Genomic DNA, 21,512 nt, shown 5'->3' with positions numbered 1-21,512 from the left:
CGACCCCGCCCTTTCGCTCTTCTGCTGTGTACGTACCGCTGTCTACCACTCACGTGCAGCGTACAAATGAACTGCCGGGGGCCGACCCGTATTCCGCGGGGAGAGACGAGGCACACAACGCGCCCCCGCGCGTTTCTCGCGCCGCGCCGCGCACCGCCCTCCCGCGGTCTCGCGATGCGCCTCGGCGGGTGACGCGCGCGGCGCCCTGCGGCGGGAGGGCTGTGCGGTACCTCAGTCGGTGCTCTCGCGCGGGACCAGCTTCAGCGAGACCGAGTTGATGCAGTAGCGCTGGTCCGTCGGGGTCGGGTAGCCCTCCCCCTCGAAGACGTGTCCGAGGTGGGAGCCGCAGCGGGCGCAGCGGACCTCGGTGCGGGCCATGCCCAGGGAGCGGTCGGTCAGCAGCTCGACGGCCTCGCTCTGCGCGGGGTCGTAGAAGCTGGGCCAGCCGCAGTGGGAGGCGAACTTGGTGTCGGAGCGGAACAGCTCGGCGCCGCACCCCCGGCACTGGTACACGCCGGTCGTCTCCGTGTCGTTGTACTCGCCGGTGAACGGCCGCTCCGTACCGGCCTCGCGCAGCACGTGGTACTCCTCGGGCGTCAGCTCCGCCCGCCACTGCTCGTCGGTCCTGTCGACTTCGTATGCCATCTCGGCTCGCTCCTCGGTGCTCACTCTGCCAGCTTGGCGAGGATCCGGGGCCCCAGCTCGGTGACGTCCCCGGCCCCCATGGTGAGAACGAGATCACCGGACTCCGCCATTCCCGCCACGGCGGCCACCGCGTCCTCGGGCGCGTCGACCCCGCGCACCGCGGCCCCCGCCGCCTGCGCCGCGTCGGTGATCAGCGCGCTGGTGACGCCCGGGATCGGGTCCTCGCGCGCGGGGTAGATCGGCAGCACGACCGACCCGTCGGCCAGCGCGAGCGCCTCGCCCATCTCCTTGCCGAGCTCCTGGGTGCGGCTGAAGAGGTGCGGCTGGAAGACGACCAGGATCCGCCCCTCCCCCGCGCCGCCGCGGATGGCCTCCAGGTCGGCGGCCATCTCGGTGGGGTGGTGGGCGTAGGAGTCGATCACCTGCACGCCGCCGGTGAGCCCCTTGAGCTGGAGCCTGCGCTTGACGCCCGTGTAGGAGCCCAGCGCCCGCGAGAGATCGCCCGCCGGTACGCCGAGCGCCGCGCCCGCCGTGAGCGCGGCCACCGCGTTGAGCGCGTAGTGCCTGCCGGGGACCGAGACGCCGAAGGTCAGCTCCTCGCCGTCGAGCACCACGGCGACCTCGCTGGTCAGCCCCTTCGGGGTGATCCGCTGGACCCGCACGTCGGCGTCCTCCGCCTCCCCGTACGTACGCACCGTGAGATTGCGGTCACTCTCGGCCCGCAGGCGGCGCGTGAGTTCCCGCGCGCCCTCGTGGTCGGCGGAGACGACGAGCGTGCCGCCCTCCGCGATCCGCCCGGCGAAGAGGCCGAAGGACTCGTAGATCTCCTCCATGGACGCGTAGTTCGCGTGGTGGTCGAGTTCGACGTTGAGCACGATCGCCACCTCGGGCGCGTACCTGTGGAAGCTGCGGTCGCTCTCGTCCGCCTCGGCCACGAAGATCTCACCCGTGCCCTGGTGGGCGTTCGATCCAGGACCCTCCAGATCGCCGCCGATCGCGTACGAGGGGTCCAGGCCCAGGTCGGCCAGGCTGACGGCGAGCATCGAGGTCGTCGTCGTCTTCCCGTGCGTGCCGGCCACGGCCAGCGGCCGCAGCCCCACCATCAGCGCGGCGAGCGCGTCGGCGCGGTGCAGCACCGGCAGGCCCCGCCGCCTGGCCTCGGCCATCTCCGGGTTGTCCTCGCGGATCGCGCTGGAGACCACGACCACGGTCGCGTCGGGGGCCAGGTGTCCTGCGGCGTGCCCGATGTGCACGGTGACGCCGAAACCACGCAGCGCGTCAGCCGTCGCGGACTCCCGCGCGTCGCTGCCCGCGACCCGCGCACCCCGCACCGCCAGGATCTTCGCGATACCGGACATCCCCGCGCCGCCGACCCCGATGAAGTGCGGCCGCTCCATGGCGGAAGGGAGGGAGGGAGTGACGGCAGCGGTCATACGTGCGTCTCCTGGCTGGCTCAACAACGGACTGCGGAACGCGCCCAGCCTATGCGGTACGGCCCCGCCGCCACGCCGGCCCTCACTCCTCGTTGTGCGCGAACAACTTCAGCACCGGCACGCCCACCTTGTGCCGGGCCCGCGAGGCCCAGTCCCGGTGGAAGAACTCCTCCACCAGGTGGGGGGCCGTCAAGACGATCACCTCGTCGGCGCGGGTCTGCTCCGCGACGGACTTGAGGACGTCGAGAGGGTGCTCGTCGACGATCTGCCCGACCGCCTCGGACCCCGCGTCTCTGAGCCGTTTGAGGGAGAGCTCGAGGAACTGTTCGGCGGGCCCGACGGCCTCGCCGCCCTCGGGCTCCTCCCCCTCGTGCACGACCTGGTCCAGTTCCCCGAGGGCCACGTCGTCCAGCGCCCGCAGCAACCTGTCCTGGTCACCGCGCGGCTGGAGGAGGACGACGAAGGAGACGGGCTCCTCGCCGTGCAGCGTCGCCACCATCTCCACGTCGGTCTGCACCAGCGGCTTCTCGATCATCAGCACTGTCGTGATCACGACGGGCGCCCCTTCTCCTGTCGGAAAGAAACCATCCTGCGCTTGTCAGTCTGCCCAGCAGGACGAAAAGCGGAACGTCTCATTCCGCTCGATCCGTGCCGGTCCGCGCCCTGCGGTACCGCGTGAACAGGAACCCGCCCTCCTCCAACACCCCTTCGAGCGTGAACTCGTCCGGGTCCGGCAGCAGGGGCCCGTTCATGATCCGCGGAGCCGGGCCCGCCACGATCCGCGGGGCGATCGACACGCACAGCTCGTCGAGTACCCCGGCGACGGCGAACTCCCCCAACAGCTTCGGGCCGCCCTCCGTCAGCTGCCGCCGCAGGCCCCGCGCGGCCAGCGCCGCGGGCACCCGCACCGGATCCACCGCCGCCCCCTCCCCCACGAAGACCACCTCGGCGCCCGCCCGACGCGCCTCCGCCACCCGGTCCTCGGGCGCGCCCCGCCCGGTCAGCAGCAGCGTCGGCACGACGGGCTCGGTGAACAGCGGCTGCGTGAAGTCCAGCTCCAGACCTGCGCTGACGACGGCGATCGCGGGCACCGGCGCCTGCCCCAGCGCGGCGCGGCGGTCGGCGAAGCCCGAGCGCCGCTTCGCCGGGCGGTACCCCTCCTGCCGCACGGTCTGCGCGCCGACGACCACGACGTCCGCCAGCGCCCGCAGCACCCCGAAGATCCGCATGTCGGCCTTGCACGAGAGCGGCTGGGAGCGGCCCTGGTGGTGGATGGCGCCGTCCAGCGAGGCCACCATGTTGCCGCGCAGCCACGCGTCGGCACCGCCGGACCCCTCGCCCAGCGGCGGGTAGGCGTACTCCTCGGCGATCTCCTCGACGCTCCACTGGGGAGCGGTCCTGCGGTCGGTACTCGGGTGGAACAGGCGTCGCATGGGCCGCAGTGTGGCACGGCGCACGCCGGGCGGGCGGCACACCGCCCGCACTCGGCCGACTAGCATGACAATCGTGTCAACGACCGAAGCGCACATATCCCCAGCTGGCTCCGGGCCCGCCTGCGCCGCAGAGGACGGGGCTCCCGTCGCGCTCGCCGACCGCGAGCCGCACGTCCCGGCACAGCAGCTGGTGGCCGAGATGGTGCCGCCACCACGCTTCGACGGTGTGCGCTTCGCCACATACCTTCCCGATCCCGCGCAGCCCAGCCAGACCGAAGCCGTCCAGGTGCTGAGCGCGTTCGCCGACGGCCTCGGCGGCGGAACGGGCCGTACGGCCGGCGCACGCAGGCGCTGGTTCCGGCGCGAGCCCAAGCAGCAGGCCCCCGAGGGCCCGCGCGGCGTCTACCTGGACGGCGGGTACGGCGTCGGCAAGACGCACCTGCTCGCCTCGCTGTGGCACGCGGCCCCGGCCGCGCCCGAGCGCAAGGCGTTCGGCACCTTCGTGGAGCTGACCAACCTGGTGGGCGCCCTCGGCTTCCAGCAGACCGTCCGCACCCTGGCAGAACACCAGCTGCTGTGCATCGACGAGTTCGAACTGGACGACCCCGGCGACACAGTGCTGGTCTCCAGCCTGCTGTCACGGCTCGTGGACAACGGCGTGGCGCTGGCCGCTACCTCGAACACCCTGCCGGGCAAGCTCGGCGAAGGGCGGTTCGCGGCCGCCGACTTCCTCCGCGAGATCCAGGGCCTGTCCGCGCACTTCCGCACGCTGCGCATCGACGGCGAGGACTACCGCCACCGCGGGCTGCCCGAGGCGCCGAAGCCGCACACCGACGACCAGGTCACCCGCGCCGCCCAGCGGACCGCCGGCGCCTCGCTCGACGCCTTCCCCACCCTGCTCGGCCACCTCTCGCGGGTCCACCCCAGCCGGTACGGCGAACTGGTCAAGGGCGTCGACGCGGTCTGCCTCACGGGCGTGGCCCCGGTGCCCGACCAGTCGACGGCCCTGCGCCTGGTGGTGCTCGCCGACCGGCTCTACGACCGCGAAGTGCCCGTCGTCGCCGCCGGGGTGCCGTTCGACCAGCTGTTCAGCGAGGACATGCTGCAGGGCGGCTACCGCAAGAAGTACTTCCGGGCGATATCCCGGCTGACCGCACTCGCCCGGGACGGCAAGGCGCTCGCGGACGCGTAGCAGTCAGTGCGCGGCCCTCAGTGCGCAGTAATCGGTCGCGCGGCAATCAGTTGCGTCCTGGGCGGTGTGGGCACCTCGGCGTGCGTGGTACACACACTCGGGTCACCTGTCCGCCAACAGGAGAGAGTGCCCGATGCCCACGACACGACGCCAAGCGCTGGCAAGAACCGGAGCCGTTGGGGCGGCCGTCGCCTTCAGCGGCGCGCTCTCGGAATTGTTCACAGGGACCGCCGCGGCCCAGGCCACCGGCGGCAGCGCGGGTTACGGCCCGCTCGTCCCCGACCCCGACGGACTGCTCGACCTGCCCGAAGGCTTCCGCTACAAGGTTTTGTCCACCGAGGGCGACCGGCTCCGCTCCGGTGAGGGCAAGGTGCCCAGCAACTGCGACGGCATGTCCGCCTTCCCCGCGCGCCCCGGCCACGGCCACGGCCACGGCCACGGCAAGGGTCACGGCCACGGGAAGGGCCACACCTGGCTCGTCCGCAACCACGAGAACCGCAAGGACTCACGCGTCCCGGTACCCACCGTCGAGGGGCTGACCTACGACCCCGAGGGCGAGGGCGGCTGCACCGTCCTCGAACTGGACGGCGACAACGACGTGCTGACCGAACGCGTCGGCATCGCGGGCACCTCCACCAACTGCGCGGGCGGCCCCAGCCTGTGGGACACCTGGCTGACCTGCGAGGAGACGGAGTTCACCGCGGGCGAGGAGGGCTACACCAAGGACCACGGCTTCGTCTTCGAGGTCGGCTTCGACATCCGCCGCCCCACCTCGGTCGAGCCGCTGAAGGACATGGGCCGCTTCCAGCACGAGGCCGTCGCCTTCGACCCGCACAGCGGCGTCGTCTACGAGACCGAGGACGCCTTCGACGCGCCGTTCGGCCTCTTCTACCGCTTCCTGCCCCGCAAGCCCCGGGGCGGCCACGGCTCGCTGCACGCGGGCGGCACGCTGGAGGCCATGCGCGTGCCCGGCGTGGCCGACCTGTCCTCCGTCACCGAGACAGGAACCACCTTCGAGAACATCGAGTGGGTCGAGGTTCCCGACCCGGTGGCCAAGGAAACCCCCATCCGCTTCCAGGACTTCGGCAAGGGCGGCATCACCCACGCCCAGAAGCTGGAGGGCTGCTACTGGGGCGGCTCCTGCGTCTACTTCGTCTCCAGCTACGCGCGCAGCTCCGAGGGGTCGCAGCGCGACCACTTCGGGCAGATCTGGCGGTACGACCCGCGGCGCCGCCGCCTCACGCTCGTCATCCTCTTCGGCCCCGACACCGACGTGCAACTGCCGGGCGAGGAGCCCGACAACATCTGCCTCGCGCCCAGCGGGGGCCTGATGGTGTGCGAGGACGGCGCCGGCGCCCAGCACGTCTTCGGCCTCACCCGGCACGGCACCGTCTACCCGATGGCGCGGGGCGCCCAGAACATCGGCACCCCCGAGGAGCCGGAGTGGGGCGAGTTCGCGGGCGTCACCTTCGCCCCCGACGGACGCACCATGTACGTCAACTGCTACACGCCCGGCACCACCTTCGCGGTGACCGGGCCCTGGCGGCACTGACACCGCCCCGCCCCCGGGGGAGTTCCCGGGGGCGGGCTGTCACGGGCGGCGGGCCGCCACGGCGCAGGCGGCGCACGCGGCGAGCCCCGCCACCCCCAGCGCGCACAGCAGCGGCACCCACGGCACGTCCACGCTTCCCCGCGCCGAGGCGCGGGACAGCGCGCCGACCGCCGCACGCGCCGGCGAGGCGCCCGCCACCAGAGCCGCGACCGTCCCCAGCACGGACGCCGCCACCGCGTAACCCCGCGACCTGACCAGCGGGCGGTTGCACAGCACGCCCACGGCCGTCCCCACCAGCACGCACGTGAGGATCCCGCACACGCCGGCCACCACCGCGGACGCGGCGGGGACGGCGTCCCCGCCGTCCGTGCTCCCCCGGCTGCCCACCGCCGTGACGAGGCCCACCGCCGCCGCTCCCAGCACGGCGGCCGCCACCGCACCGGCCGCGACACCCCCGAGGTGGGCGCGGCCGGGCCCCGTGGCGGCCGCGGCGCAGTGCCGGGCCGCGGCCGGCTCGGCCGTCACGCAGACGCGCACCAGCCACACCGCGGTGGGCAGCAGCGCGGCGGCGGCGAACCCGAGGGAGTCCAGCACCGGATCGCCCGCGCGCACGCCGACCGCCAGGAGCGCCGCGTACAGCAGCAGCGGCGCGAGCCAGCGCTGGGAGCGCAGGAGTACCGCGAGCTGGTAGCGCGTCAGTGCGAGTGTCTCTCTCATCCCCGTCCCGCCTCCCCCCACCCGGAGTTCTCCTCCCGTACGGAGTCCGTCTCGCATACGGCGTGCTCCTCCTCCCGTGCGGCGTCCTCCTGCCGTACGGAGCGCACGTGCCAGCCCGGGTGTGCCGCCAGCAGGGTGCGCAGGGCCGCGTCCGAGGCGGCGGCGGGCACCGTCAGGGACAACGCACCACCCGGGGCCACCCGGCAGCGGGCACCGCTCGGCAGCCCGGCAGGCGCACCGGCACCCGGCGTCCCCCACGCCTCGATGCGGAAGTGGGGCGCCGGGGAGCGCGGTGGGGCACCGGCGCGAGCGCGCGGAACGCCCTGGTCCCTCTCCACCCGGCCGTCCGCCGCGACCCGTACGACGGCGTCCGCGTCCGCCGCCAGCCGTGCGGGGTCGTGATCCACGAAGACCACCGCTCCGCCCTCGGCGACCCGCTCGCGCACCACCTCGTCGAGGACCGCGCGGGCCGGCTGGTCGAGACCGGTCCACGCCTCGTCGAGCACCAGCAGGGGAGGACGCCCGACGAGGGCCTGGGCCACGGCCACCTTCTGGCTGCTGCCCTTGGACAGCTCCCGCATACGCGTGCCCGCGTACCGGTCCGCGCCGAGGCGCTCCAGCCAGCGCGTGCCCTCCCGGGCGGCCGCACGCCCGCGCAGCCCGCGCACGCGCCCCAGGTGGGTGACGTATGCGGCAGCGGTCAGCGGCAGGGCGGCGGGGAAGCGTTCGGGGACGTATCCGCGCACCCCGGGCAGCCCCCGCACCCGGCCCGCGCTCGGGGCCTCGATTCCGGCGAGCAGCCGGAGCAGGGTGGACTTGCCGGTGCCGTTGCCGCCTTCGACGCGCAGCAAAGTGCCCGCGCGCACCTCCAGGTCGACACCGCGCAACACCCACGTCCCGCCCGCCCGGTACCGGCGCCCCACGTCGTCCAGCGTGACAGCCCAGCTCATGGGGGTCACGCTAGCCGCTGGCAGACTGACCAGGTGACCGATTCCCCCTCTTCGACCGCCCCGGAGCCCGCCGCGTCCTGCGAGCAGCCCGGCGCCGGGCCCGACCGCTACGTCCTCCCCCTCGTCGTCCGCATCGAGCGGACCGACCCGCCCGCACGTACGGACGCGCTCCAGACGGCGGCCCGCGCGGTACTGGCGCTGCTGTCCGATCCGCGCACGGTGGAGGAGACGGGGGCGTGGCACGCGCGCGTGCGGCGGTGGGAGGACCTGCAGATCCGCAAGGTGGTGCGGCGGGCCCGGGGCGCAGAGTGGCGGCGCACGGAACCGCTGGGCGGGCTCACGGTGACCGGCGACCGCGCCGAAGTACGCGTCTTCCCGCCGGTCCCGCTGGACGGCTGGCCCAAGGAGCTGGCGCGGCTCCAGGTCTCCGGCACCGACCTGGCGGAGACCGGACCACTACCCGCACCGGACGCCGGCACACCCGTGCTGTGGCTCAACCCCGGTCTTGAGATGTCGGCGGGCAAGGCGATGGCGCAGGCGGGCCACGGCGCGCAGCTCGCCTGGTGGCGGCTGGACCCCGCCGCGCGGGCCGCCTGGCGCGAAGCGGGCTTCCCCCTGGCGGTGCGCCCGGCACGCGACAGCGCGCACTGGCACGACCTGACCACCGGCGGGCTCCCGGTCGTCCAGGACGCCGGGTTCACCGAGATCGCCCCCGGAAAAACCGTCGCAGTCGAGGGGGGCAGCCGATGGGGCCCCCTTCCGCGCGAAGCGCGGCAGTAGCGCGCGGCCCCGCGCCGCTCTTCGCGGTGCTGTGGGTGCGGTGGGGCCCGCGGGCACCGTCCGCGCCGGTCGAGTTCGGCTGCGGGCTGGTACTGGCCGGGCTCTCCCACGTGCTGCTCGTCCTGCCCGCGATGCAGCCCGGCAAGAGCGACCCGCTGTGGCTGCTGGGCAGTTTCGCGTTCTCGCCATCGGCGAACTGCTGCTCTCCCCCATCGGTCTGTCGGTGACGGCTCATTGGCGCCTGCCGCGTTCGCCACCCGGATGATGGTGTTGTGGCCGGCCTCCAACGCGGCGGCCCAGGGGACATCGGCGCAGGTCGTCCACGTCTACGGCCGTGCATACGCCCGCACATCACCTGAACAGCCGAAAAAGCGGGTCAACAACCCGAAAGGACTGTAAGCCCTATGAGGGGAAAGTAACTCCGGTCCTCTGCCGCGTCTGTCGTACCCCTGACAGGTGGCCACAGATGGTGGCATCCTCCTCACTGGGCGCGATGCGCCGCGCGCGGGGGGCGCGCGAGGGGGATCGGGGTGCGGGAGATGACACAGGCGTACACACCGGGCGCGGGGCCGTTCAGCCCCGTGGGCCCCGCGGGACTGGTACCGCTGGTGGGCGAGTGCCTGGAGTTGCCGCCCGAGGCGGAGCGGCCCCTCATCGTGCTGCTCGGACCGCACGGCGCGGGCGCGAGCGAGGCGCACGGAGCGCTGCTGGCGCGGTTCGGTACGGACCGAGCGCCGTTCGCCTACCTCAACTTCGGCTCCGAACAGCCCCTGCGGCCCCGGTACGCGCTGGGCCTGATCGCACGCCAGCTGGAGCGGAAACTCGCCCGCTACCGGGTCTCGCGCTTCCCCCGGCTGACGCTCGGGCTACTGGCCTCCGACACCGACGTCGGTGACCTGAGCACCGTCTCGCGGCGGGACCAGCGCCGGGACCTCCACCGCCGCCTGAGCACGTTCGAGAACAGCGCCTTCGCGGCGCACGGCGACTATCTGTCCGGCTTCCTCCAGGTCGGCCAGTCGGCGCTGGGGCTGCCCCTCGGCATCCCCGCGGTGTTCCAGGACATGGTCCAGGGCACGGCCAGGGAGGGCGCGCGCATGGTCTCGGGCCTGCTGTCGCGGCACCGGTTCGCCGAGAGCGCGCGCTGGTACGCCGAACACCAGTCGGCCGGCGGCTCCAACCCCTGGGACGCGGTGATCGAGCTCAACCACTGGCGCCGGGGCTCCTCCGCCGAGGCGGCGACGCTCGACCGCGTCCTGTGCGCGGCGTTCCTGGAGGACCTGCGGCGCAACGCGGAGCTGTCGTTCGCACCGCCCTCGTACCTGCTGCTGCTCGACGGCTGCCACACGCACCACGGAAGGCGCTTCCTCGACCTGCTGGTCAAGGCGCGCGAGGACTCCCGTACCGCGGCCCGGCGCGCCGGCCGTCCCGAAGCGGAGGCGGGCGATCCCCTCACCGTGGCCGCCAGCGTCCACAGGTGGCTGCCGGAGTGGGGCTCGTCCACCGGCGAGCAGTGGGGCTGGTCCGCCTCCGCGCCCGACGCCGCGTCGCTGGACGACTGGCGGGCGCGCAGGCCGCGCGGGGACGGCGCCGCCTGGTATCCGCTGCGGCTGCGGGATCTGACGCTGGACGAGGTGCACTTCCAGCTCTCGGACCGGCCCCGGCGCGACGCGACGCTCACCCCGTTCGTACACCGCCTCACCTGCGGGCTGCCCCGCGCCGTGGAACAGGTGCTGACGCTGCTCGACCAGGCGGACCTGCCGTCGGGCAGCGGACACGAGCGCGAACTGTGGCTGCGCCGCCTGCCGGACAGGCCCCTGCCAGGACACTCCGCACAGGACCGGCACCGCGAGCGCCGGGAAGCGCACAGGACCGAGCGCGAGCCACCGCCCGCGGCCCCGGAGGGTGCGGGACTGGCGCAGGCCGCGCTGGGCGCTCTGCTGGCCGACTTCGACGACGCCGAACGGACGGCGCTGGCCCTGTGCGCCGCGACGCCCGACCTGTCCGTCGGGTACCGGGTGCTCGCGGGCGGCGGCGAGGCGGCGGGCACCCAGGCCGGCAGTTCCCTGTACGGCAAGGCGCACGCCGGGTTCCTGCTCGCCCCCGGACCGCGCAGCGGCCGTCTCGTGCTGCACCCCTGGCCGCGTCGGCTGCTGCTGTGGCAGCTCGCGGAACGGCCCGCCGAGTGGGTCACCGCGCACCAGCGGCTGAGCGATCACCACGCCGCCGAGGGGCAGCCGCTGCGCGCGATGTACCACCGGCTGGCCCTGCACCAGATCGGTGCGGTCACCGCCTTCCTGGTGCGGCGCCTGGACGAGGTGGACACGCCCGGATGGGTCGCCGAACTCGACGCCGTGGCCGCGGCCCCCAACCTGGTGCCCAAGGACAAGGTCTACCGCGATGTCCTGGGCCCGCTCACCCACGATCCCGCGGCGGGCAGCAGGATCGAGGCCGCGGTGCGCGCCCTGCTGGTGGCCCGATGGCTGTGGAGCGACCCGCTCACCGACCCCGAGCGGGGGCTCGGGCCGACGCTGGCGGCCCGGTTCGAGCGGCTGTCCGAGGAGCACGCCGGCAGCGACAGCCTCCACCTGCTCAACGAAGCCGACCGCTACCGCAGTTGGATTCATCCGCAGACGTGCGCAGAGGAAGGGTGAAGGCGTGTTCCGGATCACCTGGCCGCTCCACATCGTCAAGCGCGTCGCCGCGCTCGTGGTCGCCCTCGCCGTACTCGGCGTGGCGGTGCCGCTCACCTACCAGTGGGTTCAGGAGCGGCAGTCGCGCTGCGCCGACGGCGTCGTCAAGAAGGACGTCCGCAGCCGCCCCGGCGAGCAGGAGTGCGTGGGAATCAGCGACGGCTCGCACGTCTTCGCGCCGCATCTGCGGGAGGTCTCCCGGCGGATCGAGGCGGAGAACGACCGCGTGGCCGAGAAGGGCGCCCCGTACGTCAGCGTGGCGTACATGACGACGTTCACGCTCACCGACAAGGACAGCAACTCCGAGGAGTCGGTGCGGCACGAGCTGGAAGGGGCCTACCTGGCGCAGCGCCGGCACAACGCGGGCGACCTGCGGGGCTCGCCCAGAATCCGGCTGCTGATCGTCAACCCGGGCAGCGAGTCCGCGCACTGGTGGGACGTCGTCGACCAGCTCGCCGAGCGCAGGGACGCCCCCGACCGGCTGGTGGCCGTCACCGGACTCGGCCCCAGCACGAAGGAGAACAAGGCGGCGCTGCGGGCCCTGTCGCGGCACCGGATCGCGATGGTGGCCGGCACGATGACCGCCACCGACTTCCACAGCATCGACGGTTTCGTGCGCGTCGCGCCGCCCAACACCGACGAGGCGCGGGCCGCGGCGGCCTTCCTGCGCCGGGAGAAGTACCGCACGGCCGTGGTGGTGCAGGACATCGCACCGACGAACCGCTACGCCAACACCCTCGGCCCCGCCTTCGAGGAGGCGTTCGGCGACGAGGGCGGCGAGCACCGGATCGTCGCGGACGAGGAGCTGACGTTCGACTCGTCCGCGAGCACCGGCTGGGAGAACGAACTGCGCCACATGACGGGCCAGCTGTGCCAGCAGAAGCCGCAGGTCGTCTTCTTCGCCGGACGCGGCCGCCACCTCACCCACTTCCTCGACGCGCTCGCCAACCGCACCTGCACGCGAGAGGACTTCCTCGTCGTCACAGGCGACGACACCAGCAACCTGACCAGCCGCGAGCTGGAGCGCGCCTACGACACCGGCGTTGAAGTGCTCTACACCGGGCTGGCGCACCCGGACATGTGGCAGGGCAGTGCGGCGGGCAAGCGCGCGGTCTCGGCCGCGACGGCCGCCAAGTTCCGCGACGGCGGCGAGCTGGACCGCTGGTTCCCGCACGACACCCGCGACGACGGACAGGCCATCATGGCGCACGACGCGGTGCTCACGGCCGCGCGCGGCGCCGGCATGGCCGCGCAGTGGGGCGGTGAGGTGACCGGCGAGTCGGTGGGCCGCATGTTCCACAAGATGAACCTGGAGCAGCGGGTGCCCGGCGGCAGCGGCTTCCTGTCGTTCCGCAACAACGGCGATCCGCGCAACAAGGCGGTGCCGATACTGCGGCTCACGGAGAACAAACGCGCCGAGTTCATCGAGGTCTCCGCGCCGAGCGGGGCGCCCCCTGGCGACGGCCAGAAGGAGCGCGATTCCCCCGAGGCGCGCTGAGCGCGGGCCGCGGAGTCGAGGCGGCGGGAACCTCAAGTTCCGCTCTGCGCCGACGTGTGCCAGCGGCTGTTCCGTGCGTACGCGACGCGGTGTCCGCTGCCGGGCAACCACCGGTGGGACGCGCTCGACTTCGCGGGCTTCGCGCGGGAGCGGGGACGGCTCGCCCGCCGCTGGCGCGCGAGCCTGAAGCGGTGGCGGCTGACCCGGCTGGGGCCCGCACCGCGGTGACGCCCTCCCTGCGCTCTTTGGGCGGGGGCCGGGCGGTCGCCGTCGCGCGGCGTGCCGCAGGGGCCGGGCGGGGGCCGTACGAGGGGTCGTGGGCGACACCCGGGGGCGTTGCTTTACATGAGCGTATGAGCGGCTGAGCATCCGATATGAACAGCGGTGCCGCACGGCACGGCTGACGGAGTGACAGCGACCAGCGCCAGGGAGCCCACAGTGCGTGCAGCGGTGATGACGGTGGCGGCCCTGGCCCTGGCGGTCGCGCCCGCGGCACCTGTGGCGGCGGCGCCCACCGGGGACATGACGGAGGCGGCCGGGGTCGCCGCCGCCGCGGCGAAAGCGGCTCGGGCGGGGATCGAGTGGGGCACGTGCCCCGAAGCGGAACACCTGCCCGATTCCGTGGAGTGCGGGACGGTCGAGGTCCCGGTCGACTACCGCGAGCCGGACGGTGAGCGGATCCCGCTGACCCTCAGCAGGGCGCGGGCCACGGGCACGCCGGAAAAGCGGCTGGGGCCGCTCGTCTACAACCCCGGCGGGCCCGGCGGAAGCGGCATGAGCTTCCCCCTCTACCCGAGCCTCGGCGGCCTGTGGAAGCGGCTGAACGCACGGTACGACTTCGTCGGGTACGCGCCCCGCGGAGTCGGGCGCTCCGATCCGTTGTCGTGCCAGGACCCCCGGGAGTTCACCAAGGGCCCGAGCCCCTCGCCGCGCCACCCCACGGAGGCGTTCAAGGAGAAGATGAAGAAGAAGGCGGCCGCCTACGCCCGAGGCTGCGCCGAGGCCCAGCCCGAGAGGCTGCCGCACTACACGACGCCGAACAACGCCAGGGACCTGGACGTCGTGCGCGCCGCACTGGGGCAGCGGAAGCTGAGTTACCTGGGTGTCTCGTACGGGACCTACATCGGCTCGGTGTACGCGACGCTCTTCCCCGGGCACGTCGGCCGGCTGGTACTGGACAGCGTGGTCAACCCCTCGCCCGACAGCGTGTGGTACCGGGCCAACCTGGAGCAGAACCGCACCTTCGAGCGCCGCTGGGGCGACTGGAAGAGCTGGGTGGCGCGGCACCAGGACACGTACCACCTCGGGGCGACGGCCGAGGAGGTCCAGCGTGCCTTCGACGCGGCCATGGCCGCGGTACGGCGGAAGCCCGCGGGTGGGACGGTGGGGCAGAAGGAGCTGGTGGCCGCGTTTTTGAACACCGGATACGCCGACGCGCTGTGGGCACCGTACGCACGGGCGCTGTCCGCGTACCGGGCCGGGGACGACAAGCCGCTGGTGAGCCTGGCGGCGCCCGAGGAGGCGGCGGCGAAGGGCGAGGAGAACGGCAACGCCGTCTACAACGCGGTCGAGTGCCAGGACGCGCCCTGGCCGCGCGACTGGGACCGCTGGGACCTGGACAACACCGCCTCGGCGGCCGTCGCCCCGTTCAACACCTGGGAGAACGCCTGGATGAACCTGCCATGCGCCTACTGGAAGACCCGGCCCTCGCACCCCGTGAAGGTGGGCACACGGGCGGGCGAGCTGCCCAAGGTGCTGCTGGTGGCCGCGACCCGGGACGCGGCCACCCCGTACCAGGGGGCGCTGGAGACCCGGCGCAGACTCGCGGGCTCCTCGCTGGTGACGGAGAGGGGCGCGGGCAACCACGGCGTGAGCGGCGGCAACGCGTGTGTCGACGCGCACGTGGAGCGGTACCTGTTCGAGGGCAGGACGCCCGGGTTCCACGCCGAGTGTGCCGCCCGGCCCGAGCCGGAGCCCGGCGGGCGGCACCGGGCGGGGACCAAGCCGGCCTCCAACACCCGGGCCGCCCGCTGAGCGGGGCTGAGGCTTACGCCAGCCCGGCCACCAGTTCGGCGACCGGCTTGCGGCGACCGGTGTAGAAGGGGATCTCCTCGCGGACGTGCCGCCGCGCCTCGGAGCCCCGCAGGTGCCGCATGAGGTCGACGATGCGGTGCAGTTCGTCCGCCTCGAAGGCGAGGACCCACTCGTAGTCGCCCAGCGAGAACGCGGGAACGGTGTTGGCCCGCACGTCGGGGAAGCCGCGCGCCATCTTGCCGTGGTCGGCGAGCATCCTGCGGCGGTCCTCGTCCGGCAGCAGGTACCACTCGTAGGAGCGCACGAACGGGTAGACGCTCACGTAGTTGCGCGGCTCCTCCTCGGCGAGGAAGGCCGGGATGTGCGACTTGTTGAACTCGGCGGGACGGTGCAGCGCCATGTTCGACCAGACGGGCTCCAGCGCGCGGCCCAGCCTGGTGCGGCGGAAGCGGTTGTAGGCGTCCTGGAGGGCGTCCGACTCCTCCGAGTGCCACCAGATCATCACGTCCGCGTCGGCGCGCAGCCCGGAGACGTCGTAGGTGCCGCGGACCACGACGTCCTTGGCGGCGAGCTGACCGAACAGCTCCTCCACCTCGTCCGCGTACCCGGCACGGTCCTCGGGCAGCACGTCGCGCAGCTTGAAGACGGACCAGAGGGTGTAGCGGATGACCTCGTTGAGGTCCTTGGCCTTCTTGCCCGCGTTGGGGGCCTTGGGCTGTGCGTCGGTCATGGCTCTCTTCTCTGCTCTCGTTCGCCGGTCTCCCCTGCCTGGGGGACCGTCCGGTCGGCGGGGTTGGCGGGGTGCTGCACGAGGTGCCGGGCCGCGCGGCGGCCCGCCGCGACACAGGCGGGGATGCCCACGCCCTCGTAGACCGCGCCGGCGACGGCCAGCCCGGGGACCCGGGCGACGGCTTCCTTGATCTGCGACACGCGTTCCAGATGCCCCACCGGATACTGCGGCAGGCCGCCGCGCCAGCGGGTGACCAGCGTGTCGACGGGTCGGGCACGCAGCCCGGTGGCGGCGCGCAGGTCGCCCAGGGACAGCTCGACCAGTTCGGCGTCGTCCCTCTCCAGCACCCGTTCCTCGCCGTGCCGGCCGAGCGAGGTGCGCAGGACGAACAGACCGGGATCCTGCTCGGCGACCCAGCCCCACTTGCGGGTGGAGAAGGTGGCGGCCTTGATCGCGTGCCCGTCCACCGGTGGCACCAGGAAGCCGCTGCCGTCCGGCAGACCGTCGCAGTCGGCCCGCCGGAAGGCCAGGGTGACCAGCGCCATCGAGGCGTACGCGACCTGGTCGAGACCGGCGGCGGCGTCCGGTGCGTGCGGGCCCAGCAGGCGGGCCGCCGCGGGCGCGGGTACGGCCACCACGACCGCGTCCCCGCGCACCGTGCCGTGGTCGGTGACCGCGAGCCAGTCCCGGGCGCCGTCCTCACCCGCCACCCGGCGCAGCTCCCGCACCGGCGTGCTCAGCCGGATGTCGGCGCCCTTGGCCGCGCAGGCGTCGGCCACCGCCCCGGGCAGCCGGCCGATGCCGCCCTCGACACCCATGAAGACCGGTCCCCTGCGCGCGGGACCCGCCGCGGCCCGCTGCTGTACGGCGCGCACCCCGGCCAGCAGGGAACGCTCGCCGCGGGCCGCCTCGTACAGCTGCGGCACCGCGGCGCGCAGCGAGATGCGGTACGCGTCACCGGCGTAGACGCCGCCCAGCAGGGGCTCCACGAGCCGGTCGACGACCTCGCGGCCGAGCCGCCCGGCCACGTAGTCCCCCACGGACACGTCCTCGCCGACCTCGGTACGCGGCAGCCGCTCGTCCTCCTCGATACGGGCGAGCCCCTCGGGCGAGACCACGCCCGCCACGGCCGCCGGGTCGCCCGGCACGCCCATCACGTGCCCCTTGGGCATGGGGCGCACGGTGCCGCGCGTCCACAGGGCACCGCCCGCGACGGACGGCGGCGCCAGCCGCTCGCCGAGCCCGACCGCGCGGGCCAGCTCCACGGCCTCGGGGCGGCGGGCCAGCATGGACTCGGCGCCCAGGTCCACGGCGGCGGTGCCGGCGATGCTTCCGGCACGCAGCTTGCCGCCGAGCACGGCCCCGGCCTCCAGCACGGTCACCCGCGCACCGTCCGCGAGGAGTTGGTGCGCGGCGGCCAGACCCGAGATGCCACCTCCGATGACAAGTACGTGCATATCGCAAGTCTCGCAGAGTGCCGGATGGTGCATAACGTGGGGCCCGGTAGTGGGTCAGAAGAAGTGGGAGGGCGCAGCGGGCGCGGAAGCAGGCGTAGAAGTGGGACAGCACAAGCGGGCACAGCAGACGCAGCACGCACAGCAGGCACGGGCGGGACGGCGAGAGGAGTTCGAGGATGGCGGCGGAGCGGATGGTGGTCATCGGCGGCGATGCGACGGGCATGTCGGCCGCGTCGCAGGCCCGCAGGCTGCGGAAACCCGAGGATCTGGAGGTCGTGGCGTTCGAGCGCGGCCCCTTCTCCTCGTACTCGGCCTGCGGCATCCCCTACTGGGTCGGCGGTGACGTGAAGGAGCGCGACGCGCTGATCGCCCGCTCCCCCGAGGAGCACCGCTCGCGCGGCATCGACCTGCGCATGCGCACCGAGGCCGTCGAGCTGGACCTCGCGGGTGCGCGGGTACGGGTGCGCGAGGAGGCGGGCACAGAGCGCTGGGAGGGCTACGACCACCTGGTGCTGGCCACCGGCGCCGTACCGACCCGCCCCCCGCTGCCCGGCATCGACGCCGAGGGCGTGCACGGGGTGCAGACGCTGGACGACGGACGTCAACTGCTCGACGCACTGGAGCACCGCATCGAGCGGGGCGGCGGCTCGGGCGGCGAAGGCGCGCGGCGGGCGGTCGTCGTCGGCGCGGGCTACATCGGCGTCGAGATGGCCGAGGCGTTCGTCCAGCGCGGCTACGAGGTGACGGTGCTCGAAAAGGCCGAGCAGCCCATGTCCACCCTGGACCCCGACATGGGCCGGCTGGTGCACGAGGCCATGTGTTCCCTGGGCATCGAGACGGTGCTCGAAGCCGCCGTCACCGAGATCCTCACCGACGAGGACGGGCGGGCCCGCGGGGTGGCGACCGAGGACACCGAGTATCCGGCGGACGTCGTCGTGCTCGGCCTCGGAGTGCGGCCGGCGACGGAGCTGGCGCGCGCCGCCGAACTGCCCCTGGGCACGTCGGGCGGGCTGCTGACCGACCTGGCGATGCGGGTGCGGGGCCAGGAGAACGTGTGGGCGGGTGGGGACTGCGTAGAGGTCCTCAACCTCGTCTCCGGCCGCGCCCAGCACGTCCCCCTGGGCACCCACGCCAACAAGCACGGCCAGGTCATCGGCCAGAACGTCGGCGGGGGCTACGCCACGTTCCCCGGCGTGGTGGGCACGGCCGTCAGCAAGGTGTGCGACCTGGAGATCGCCAGGACGGGCCTGCTGGAAGCACAAGCCTCGGCGGTCGGGCTGCAGTACGAGAGTGTGGTGATCGAGTCCACCACCCGGGCGGGCTACTACCCGGGCACCCGCCCCATCCACGTCAAGATGATCGCCGAGCGCCGCTCGGGGCGGCTGCTCGGCGTCCAGATCGTCGGCCGGGAGAACGCGGGCAAGCGCGTCGACATCGCCGCGGTCGCCCTCCACGCGGGAATGACGGTGGAGCAGATGACCTCACTCGACCTGGGCTACGCCCCACCGTTCAGCCCCGTGTGGGACCCGGTCCTGGTGGCCGCCAGAAAGGCGGCGGCAGCGGTGCGCGCCGGCTGAGAACCGGCGCGGCACCGGGCCAGCGGCCCGGTGCCGCCCGCGGCCTCAGCTGGTGTGCTCGTGCACGTAGGACACCAGGTCGGTCAGCGCCTGCGGGTCGGTGTCGGGCAGCACCCCGTGGCCCAGGTTGAAGATGTGCCCCTCGAGACCGTCGGCGGCCCGCAGGATGCGCCCGGCCTGCTGCTCGACGGCCTCGCGGGGAGCGAAGAGGACCGCCGGGTCGAGGTTGCCCTGGATCGCCTTGCCGGGACCGACCCGGCGAGCCGCCTCGTCCACCGGCACCCGCCAGTCGGCGCCGACGACATCGGCGCCGGCCTCGCCCATCAGGGACAGCAGCTCACCGGTCCCGACGCCGAAGTGGATGCGGGGCACGCCGTAGGGGGCCACGGCCTCGAAGACCTTCGCCGAGCCCGGCAGCACCCTGCGCCGGTAGTCCTCGGGAGCGAGCGCGCCGACCCACGAGTCGAACAGCTGCACAGCGCTCGCGCCCGCCTCGATCTGCACCTTCAGAAAGCCCGCGGTGATGTCGGCGAGACGGTCCACCAGGTCGGCCCACAGCTCGGGCTCGCCGTACATCATGGCCTTGGTGTGCTCGTGGTTCTTGGAGGGACCGCCCTCGACCAGGTAGCTGGCGAGAGTGAAGGGCGCCCCGGCGAAACCGATCAGCGGCGTGCCACCCAGCTCGCGGGTGAGAATCCCGATCGCCTCGGTCACATAGGCGACGTCCTCGGGCTCCAGCGTCCGCAGCCGTTCCAGATCGGCGCGGCTTCGAACGGGCTTCTCCACGACGGGGCCGACACCGGGCTTGATGTCGACATCGACACCGATGGCCTTGAGCGGGACGACGATGTCGCTGAAGTAGATCGCCGCGTCGACCTTGTGCCGCCGCACGGGCTGGAGAGTGATCTCGGCGACGAGATCGGGCCGCATGCACGAGTCCAGCATCCCGACGCCCTCACGCACCTTGCGGTACTCGGGCAGCGAGCGTCCCGCCTGCCGCATGAACCACACCGGCGTGTGCGGCACCGGCTCACGACGACACGCCCGAAGGAACGCCGAATCGAGGACAGCGTCCCCGGCGGGGTCGGCTGGGGCGTTCGGTGTCTGCGTCGGCTGGCCCACGGGGCGGTCGTTTCCACTCACACAAGGAAGTCTCCCACGGCCGAACGGGGTGTCCCTACCAGCCTCAAGGCCCGCCGCCGCCTACTCTTCGGACCCATGACTGCGGGTCGGGCAGCGAAGGCGGGAGGCTTCGGCGGAGTGGAAGACACCGGCGGGACGGGCGGTTCTGGTGGCGGTGGCGGGGACTCCCTTCCCCCACCCTTCCGTGCTGCGGTCACCGCGCTGAGCGAGACGCGGCCGCGCCCCGAAGTGCGCATCTCCCCGCTGCCTGCACCCAAGCGACTGGCGCCCTACGCGTTCGCGCTGGAAGCGGCCGTGACCGAGCCGGACGACGCGGGCGTCGAACTGGCCGACGGACGGTTCGTCCTGTTGCACGACCCGCAGGGGCAGGAGGGCTGGCGAGGCACCTTCCGGGTCGTCACCCTGGGCCGCGCCGAACTGGAACCGGAGATCGCCGGCGACCCCCTGCTGCCCGAGGTGACCTGGTCGTGGCTGACCGGCGCACTGGAGGCACGCGGCGCCGGATACGGGGAAGCGAGCGGGACGGTCACACGGTCCAGCTCCGCGTTCTTCGGCGGCCTCGCCGAACGCCCCGCGGAGGAGGTGCTGGAGATCCGCGCCAGCTGGACCCCCGAGGGCTCCACACCGGACGCCTCCGCACACCTGACAGCCTGGTGCGAACTCCTCTGCCAGTGCGCCGGATTGCCCCCGGAGACCGGCGAGGGCACCTCGGTCGTCCAGCTCCCCCAACGCCGCGGCCCCCACTGACACCCACCGCGGGCTCCGGACGGTACGACGACCGCCCGGAGCACCAGGCCCTCCGGGCCCCTGGGCCTGCGGCCCCCGGGCCCCCGGGCTCCCGGCCACTGGGCCTCTGGACTCGCGGGCCTCCGGTTTTCCGAGCCTCTGGACCCCCGGGCCTTCGGGCCTTCGGGCTCCTGGCCACCAGGCCACCGACTTCCGGGCCTCCAGGCCACCGGACTCCTGGGCCTCCGGGCTCCCGGGCTCCCGGGCATCCGGAGACTCGCGGACCGCCGGGCCTCCGGGCCTCCGGGCCTCCGGGCCACCGGGCCACCGGGCCACCGGGCTCCCGGACCTCCGGCATCCGGACTCGCGGGCCACCGGATCTCCGGGCCACCGAGCTCCCGGGCTCCCGGGCTCCCGGGCTCCCGGGGCCACCCCTCCCCGGGCCACCGGGCCACCCCGGCCGCTTCCCTCGCCACCGAGCCCCGGCCCGATCGGCACCGCCGGCGCGTACCGCGCCCACCCGACCTCCCCTCGCCCCCCCCTTGCCGGCTCCGGTCCGCTCGCCCGCTTCTCCACCGGCGACCGAGCGAACCGGCCGGCGTCGGAGGTCGCCGAGGCTCGACCGTCCTCGGACGGTTTCGGGAGGCGACCGGCCCGGACGGGTTCGGGCGCGACCGGCCCCGGGCCACTGCGGAAAGCCACCGGCCGCGGCCGGTGGGGACAGGCCCCGGGCCGGCCGCCTGACCGACCGGCACCGCCGACGCCCGCGCGATGCGGCGCCTTGGTCGCTCCTGGCTGACACATACCGGGGCCGGAACAGTCCAGCGCCCGGGCTCGGCTCAGCGCTCCGGGGGCCGGGAGGTCGCCGAAAGACTCGTCGGCCGCCCCGCCCCGGTCGCCATCAGCCATGTCGGCCGTTGGCAGCACGCCCGCCCCTGGGAGCGGTCGGCGACGC

At 73.6% G+C, this 21,512-nt stretch carries 19 protein-coding genes; 10 read left to right on the top strand and 9 right to left on the bottom strand.

Annotated features, from left to right (window positions below; all coding sequences use genetic code 11):
- Positions 1-231: 231 nt before the first annotated feature.
- From msrB to DTL70_RS09480, 4 genes are all read right to left on the bottom strand, one after another.
- Positions 232-645, bottom strand: a complete 414-nt coding sequence (gene msrB, locus DTL70_RS09495; RefSeq protein ID WP_114021427.1) for a peptide-methionine (R)-S-oxide reductase MsrB — start codon at positions 643-645, stop codon at positions 232-234.
- A gap of 20 nt (positions 646-665) precedes the next feature.
- On the bottom strand, positions 666-2,078 hold the full coding sequence (gene murC / locus DTL70_RS09490; protein WP_114021426.1) for a UDP-N-acetylmuramate--L-alanine ligase: 1,413 nt from the start codon (positions 2,076-2,078) through the stop codon (positions 666-668).
- 82 nt (positions 2,079-2,160) lie between these two features.
- Positions 2,161-2,631: an indole-3-glycerol phosphate synthase gene (locus DTL70_RS09485; RefSeq protein ID WP_114021425.1), complete on the bottom strand. Its 471-nt coding sequence runs from the start codon at positions 2,629-2,631 to the stop codon at positions 2,161-2,163.
- 79 nt (positions 2,632-2,710) lie between these two features.
- Complete coding sequence (locus DTL70_RS09480) at positions 2,711-3,511, bottom strand: pyrimidine reductase family protein (RefSeq protein ID WP_114021516.1); 801 nt, start codon at positions 3,509-3,511, stop codon at positions 2,711-2,713.
- A gap of 64 nt (positions 3,512-3,575) precedes the next feature.
- Here DTL70_RS09480 and zapE point away from each other — a divergent pair, with 64 nt between their 5' ends.
- Both zapE and DTL70_RS09470 read left to right on the top strand, forming a co-directional pair.
- Positions 3,576-4,703, top strand: a complete 1,128-nt coding sequence (gene zapE, locus DTL70_RS09475; RefSeq protein WP_114021424.1) for a cell division protein ZapE — start codon at positions 3,576-3,578, stop codon at positions 4,701-4,703.
- A gap of 133 nt (positions 4,704-4,836) precedes the next feature.
- Positions 4,837-6,255 (top strand): alkaline phosphatase PhoX, encoded by a 1,419-nt coding sequence (locus tag DTL70_RS09470; protein ID WP_114021423.1) that lies wholly within the window; start codon positions 4,837-4,839, stop codon positions 6,253-6,255.
- Between the two features lie 39 nt (positions 6,256-6,294).
- Here the strand turns inward: DTL70_RS09470 and DTL70_RS09465 are convergent, their stop codons facing one another.
- Both DTL70_RS09465 and DTL70_RS09460 read right to left on the bottom strand, forming a co-directional pair.
- Entirely contained in the window at positions 6,295-6,972 is a 678-nt protein-coding gene (locus DTL70_RS09465; protein ID WP_114021422.1) for an ABC transporter, read from the bottom strand.
- Positions 6,969-7,922, bottom strand: a complete 954-nt coding sequence (locus tag DTL70_RS09460) for an ATP-binding cassette domain-containing protein (RefSeq protein WP_114021421.1) — start codon at positions 7,920-7,922, stop codon at positions 6,969-6,971. Before DTL70_RS09460 ends, DTL70_RS09465 begins: the two co-directional genes overlap by 4 nt.
- A gap of 33 nt (positions 7,923-7,955) precedes the next feature.
- Here DTL70_RS09460 and DTL70_RS09455 point away from each other — a divergent pair, with 33 nt between their 5' ends.
- The 6 genes from DTL70_RS09455 to DTL70_RS09435 all read left to right on the top strand — a co-directional run bounded on the left by DTL70_RS09455 (position 7,956) and on the right by DTL70_RS09435 (position 14,924).
- Positions 7,956-8,702, top strand: a complete 747-nt coding sequence (locus DTL70_RS09455) for an aminoacyl-tRNA hydrolase (protein WP_114021420.1) — start codon at positions 7,956-7,958, stop codon at positions 8,700-8,702.
- A complete protein-coding gene (locus DTL70_RS09450) occupies positions 8,669-8,929 on the top strand; it encodes a peptide MFS transporter (RefSeq protein ID WP_147266755.1) in 261 nt (86 codons plus the stop codon). Before DTL70_RS09455 ends, DTL70_RS09450 begins: the two co-directional genes overlap by 34 nt.
- A gap of 312 nt (positions 8,930-9,241) precedes the next feature.
- The gene (locus tag DTL70_RS09445) at positions 9,242-11,353 is read left to right on the top strand and encodes a hypothetical protein (RefSeq protein ID WP_114021418.1); all 2,112 of its coding nucleotides are present in this window, start codon (positions 9,242-9,244) and stop codon (positions 11,351-11,353) included.
- Between the two features lie 4 nt (positions 11,354-11,357).
- The gene (locus tag DTL70_RS09440) at positions 11,358-12,890 is read left to right on the top strand and encodes an ABC transporter substrate-binding protein (RefSeq protein ID WP_114021417.1); all 1,533 of its coding nucleotides are present in this window, start codon (positions 11,358-11,360) and stop codon (positions 12,888-12,890) included.
- A gap of 54 nt (positions 12,891-12,944) precedes the next feature.
- Positions 12,945-13,118 carry a hypothetical protein gene (locus tag DTL70_RS33475; RefSeq protein WP_181860850.1) on the top strand — a complete coding sequence of 58 codons (174 nt, stop codon included), beginning with the start codon at positions 12,945-12,947 and terminating at the stop codon, positions 13,116-13,118.
- 225 nt (positions 13,119-13,343) lie between these two features.
- Positions 13,344-14,924, top strand: a complete 1,581-nt coding sequence (locus DTL70_RS09435) for an alpha/beta hydrolase (protein WP_114021416.1) — start codon at positions 13,344-13,346, stop codon at positions 14,922-14,924.
- Positions 14,925-14,937: 13 nt separating this feature from the next.
- Here DTL70_RS09435 and hemQ read toward each other — a convergent pair whose 3' ends face one another.
- Together hemQ and hemG are read right to left on the bottom strand one after the other, a co-directional pair.
- A complete protein-coding gene (gene hemQ / locus DTL70_RS09430) occupies positions 14,938-15,654 on the bottom strand; it encodes a hydrogen peroxide-dependent heme synthase (RefSeq protein WP_114021415.1) in 717 nt (238 codons plus the stop codon).
- On the bottom strand, positions 15,651-17,111 hold the full coding sequence (hemG, locus tag DTL70_RS09425) for a protoporphyrinogen oxidase (protein ID WP_114021414.1): 1,461 nt from the start codon (positions 17,109-17,111) through the stop codon (positions 15,651-15,653). The genes hemQ and hemG overlap by 4 nt, the downstream gene beginning before the upstream one ends.
- Before the next feature lie 176 nt (positions 17,112-17,287).
- On the opposite strand from hemG, the gene DTL70_RS09420 reads away from it, so the two are divergent.
- Positions 17,288-18,688: an FAD-dependent oxidoreductase gene (locus DTL70_RS09420; protein WP_114021413.1), complete on the top strand. Its 1,401-nt coding sequence runs from the start codon at positions 17,288-17,290 to the stop codon at positions 18,686-18,688.
- Between the two features lie 45 nt (positions 18,689-18,733).
- Here the strand turns inward: DTL70_RS09420 and hemE are convergent, their stop codons facing one another.
- A complete protein-coding gene (gene hemE, locus DTL70_RS09415) occupies positions 18,734-19,831 on the bottom strand; it encodes a uroporphyrinogen decarboxylase (RefSeq protein WP_181860849.1) in 1,098 nt (365 codons plus the stop codon).
- A 75-nt stretch (positions 19,832-19,906) separates the two neighbouring features.
- On the opposite strand from hemE, the gene DTL70_RS09410 reads away from it, so the two are divergent.
- Complete coding sequence (locus DTL70_RS09410; RefSeq protein ID WP_114021411.1) at positions 19,907-20,578, top strand: DUF3000 domain-containing protein; 672 nt, start codon at positions 19,907-19,909, stop codon at positions 20,576-20,578.
- Positions 20,579-21,512 lie beyond the last annotated feature (934 nt).

This window comes from Streptomyces diacarni (assembly GCF_003323715.1).
Lineage (GTDB): Bacteria > Actinomycetota > Actinomycetes > Streptomycetales > Streptomycetaceae > Streptomyces > Streptomyces diacarni.
This window is presented reverse-complemented; position numbering and strand designations above follow the sequence as displayed.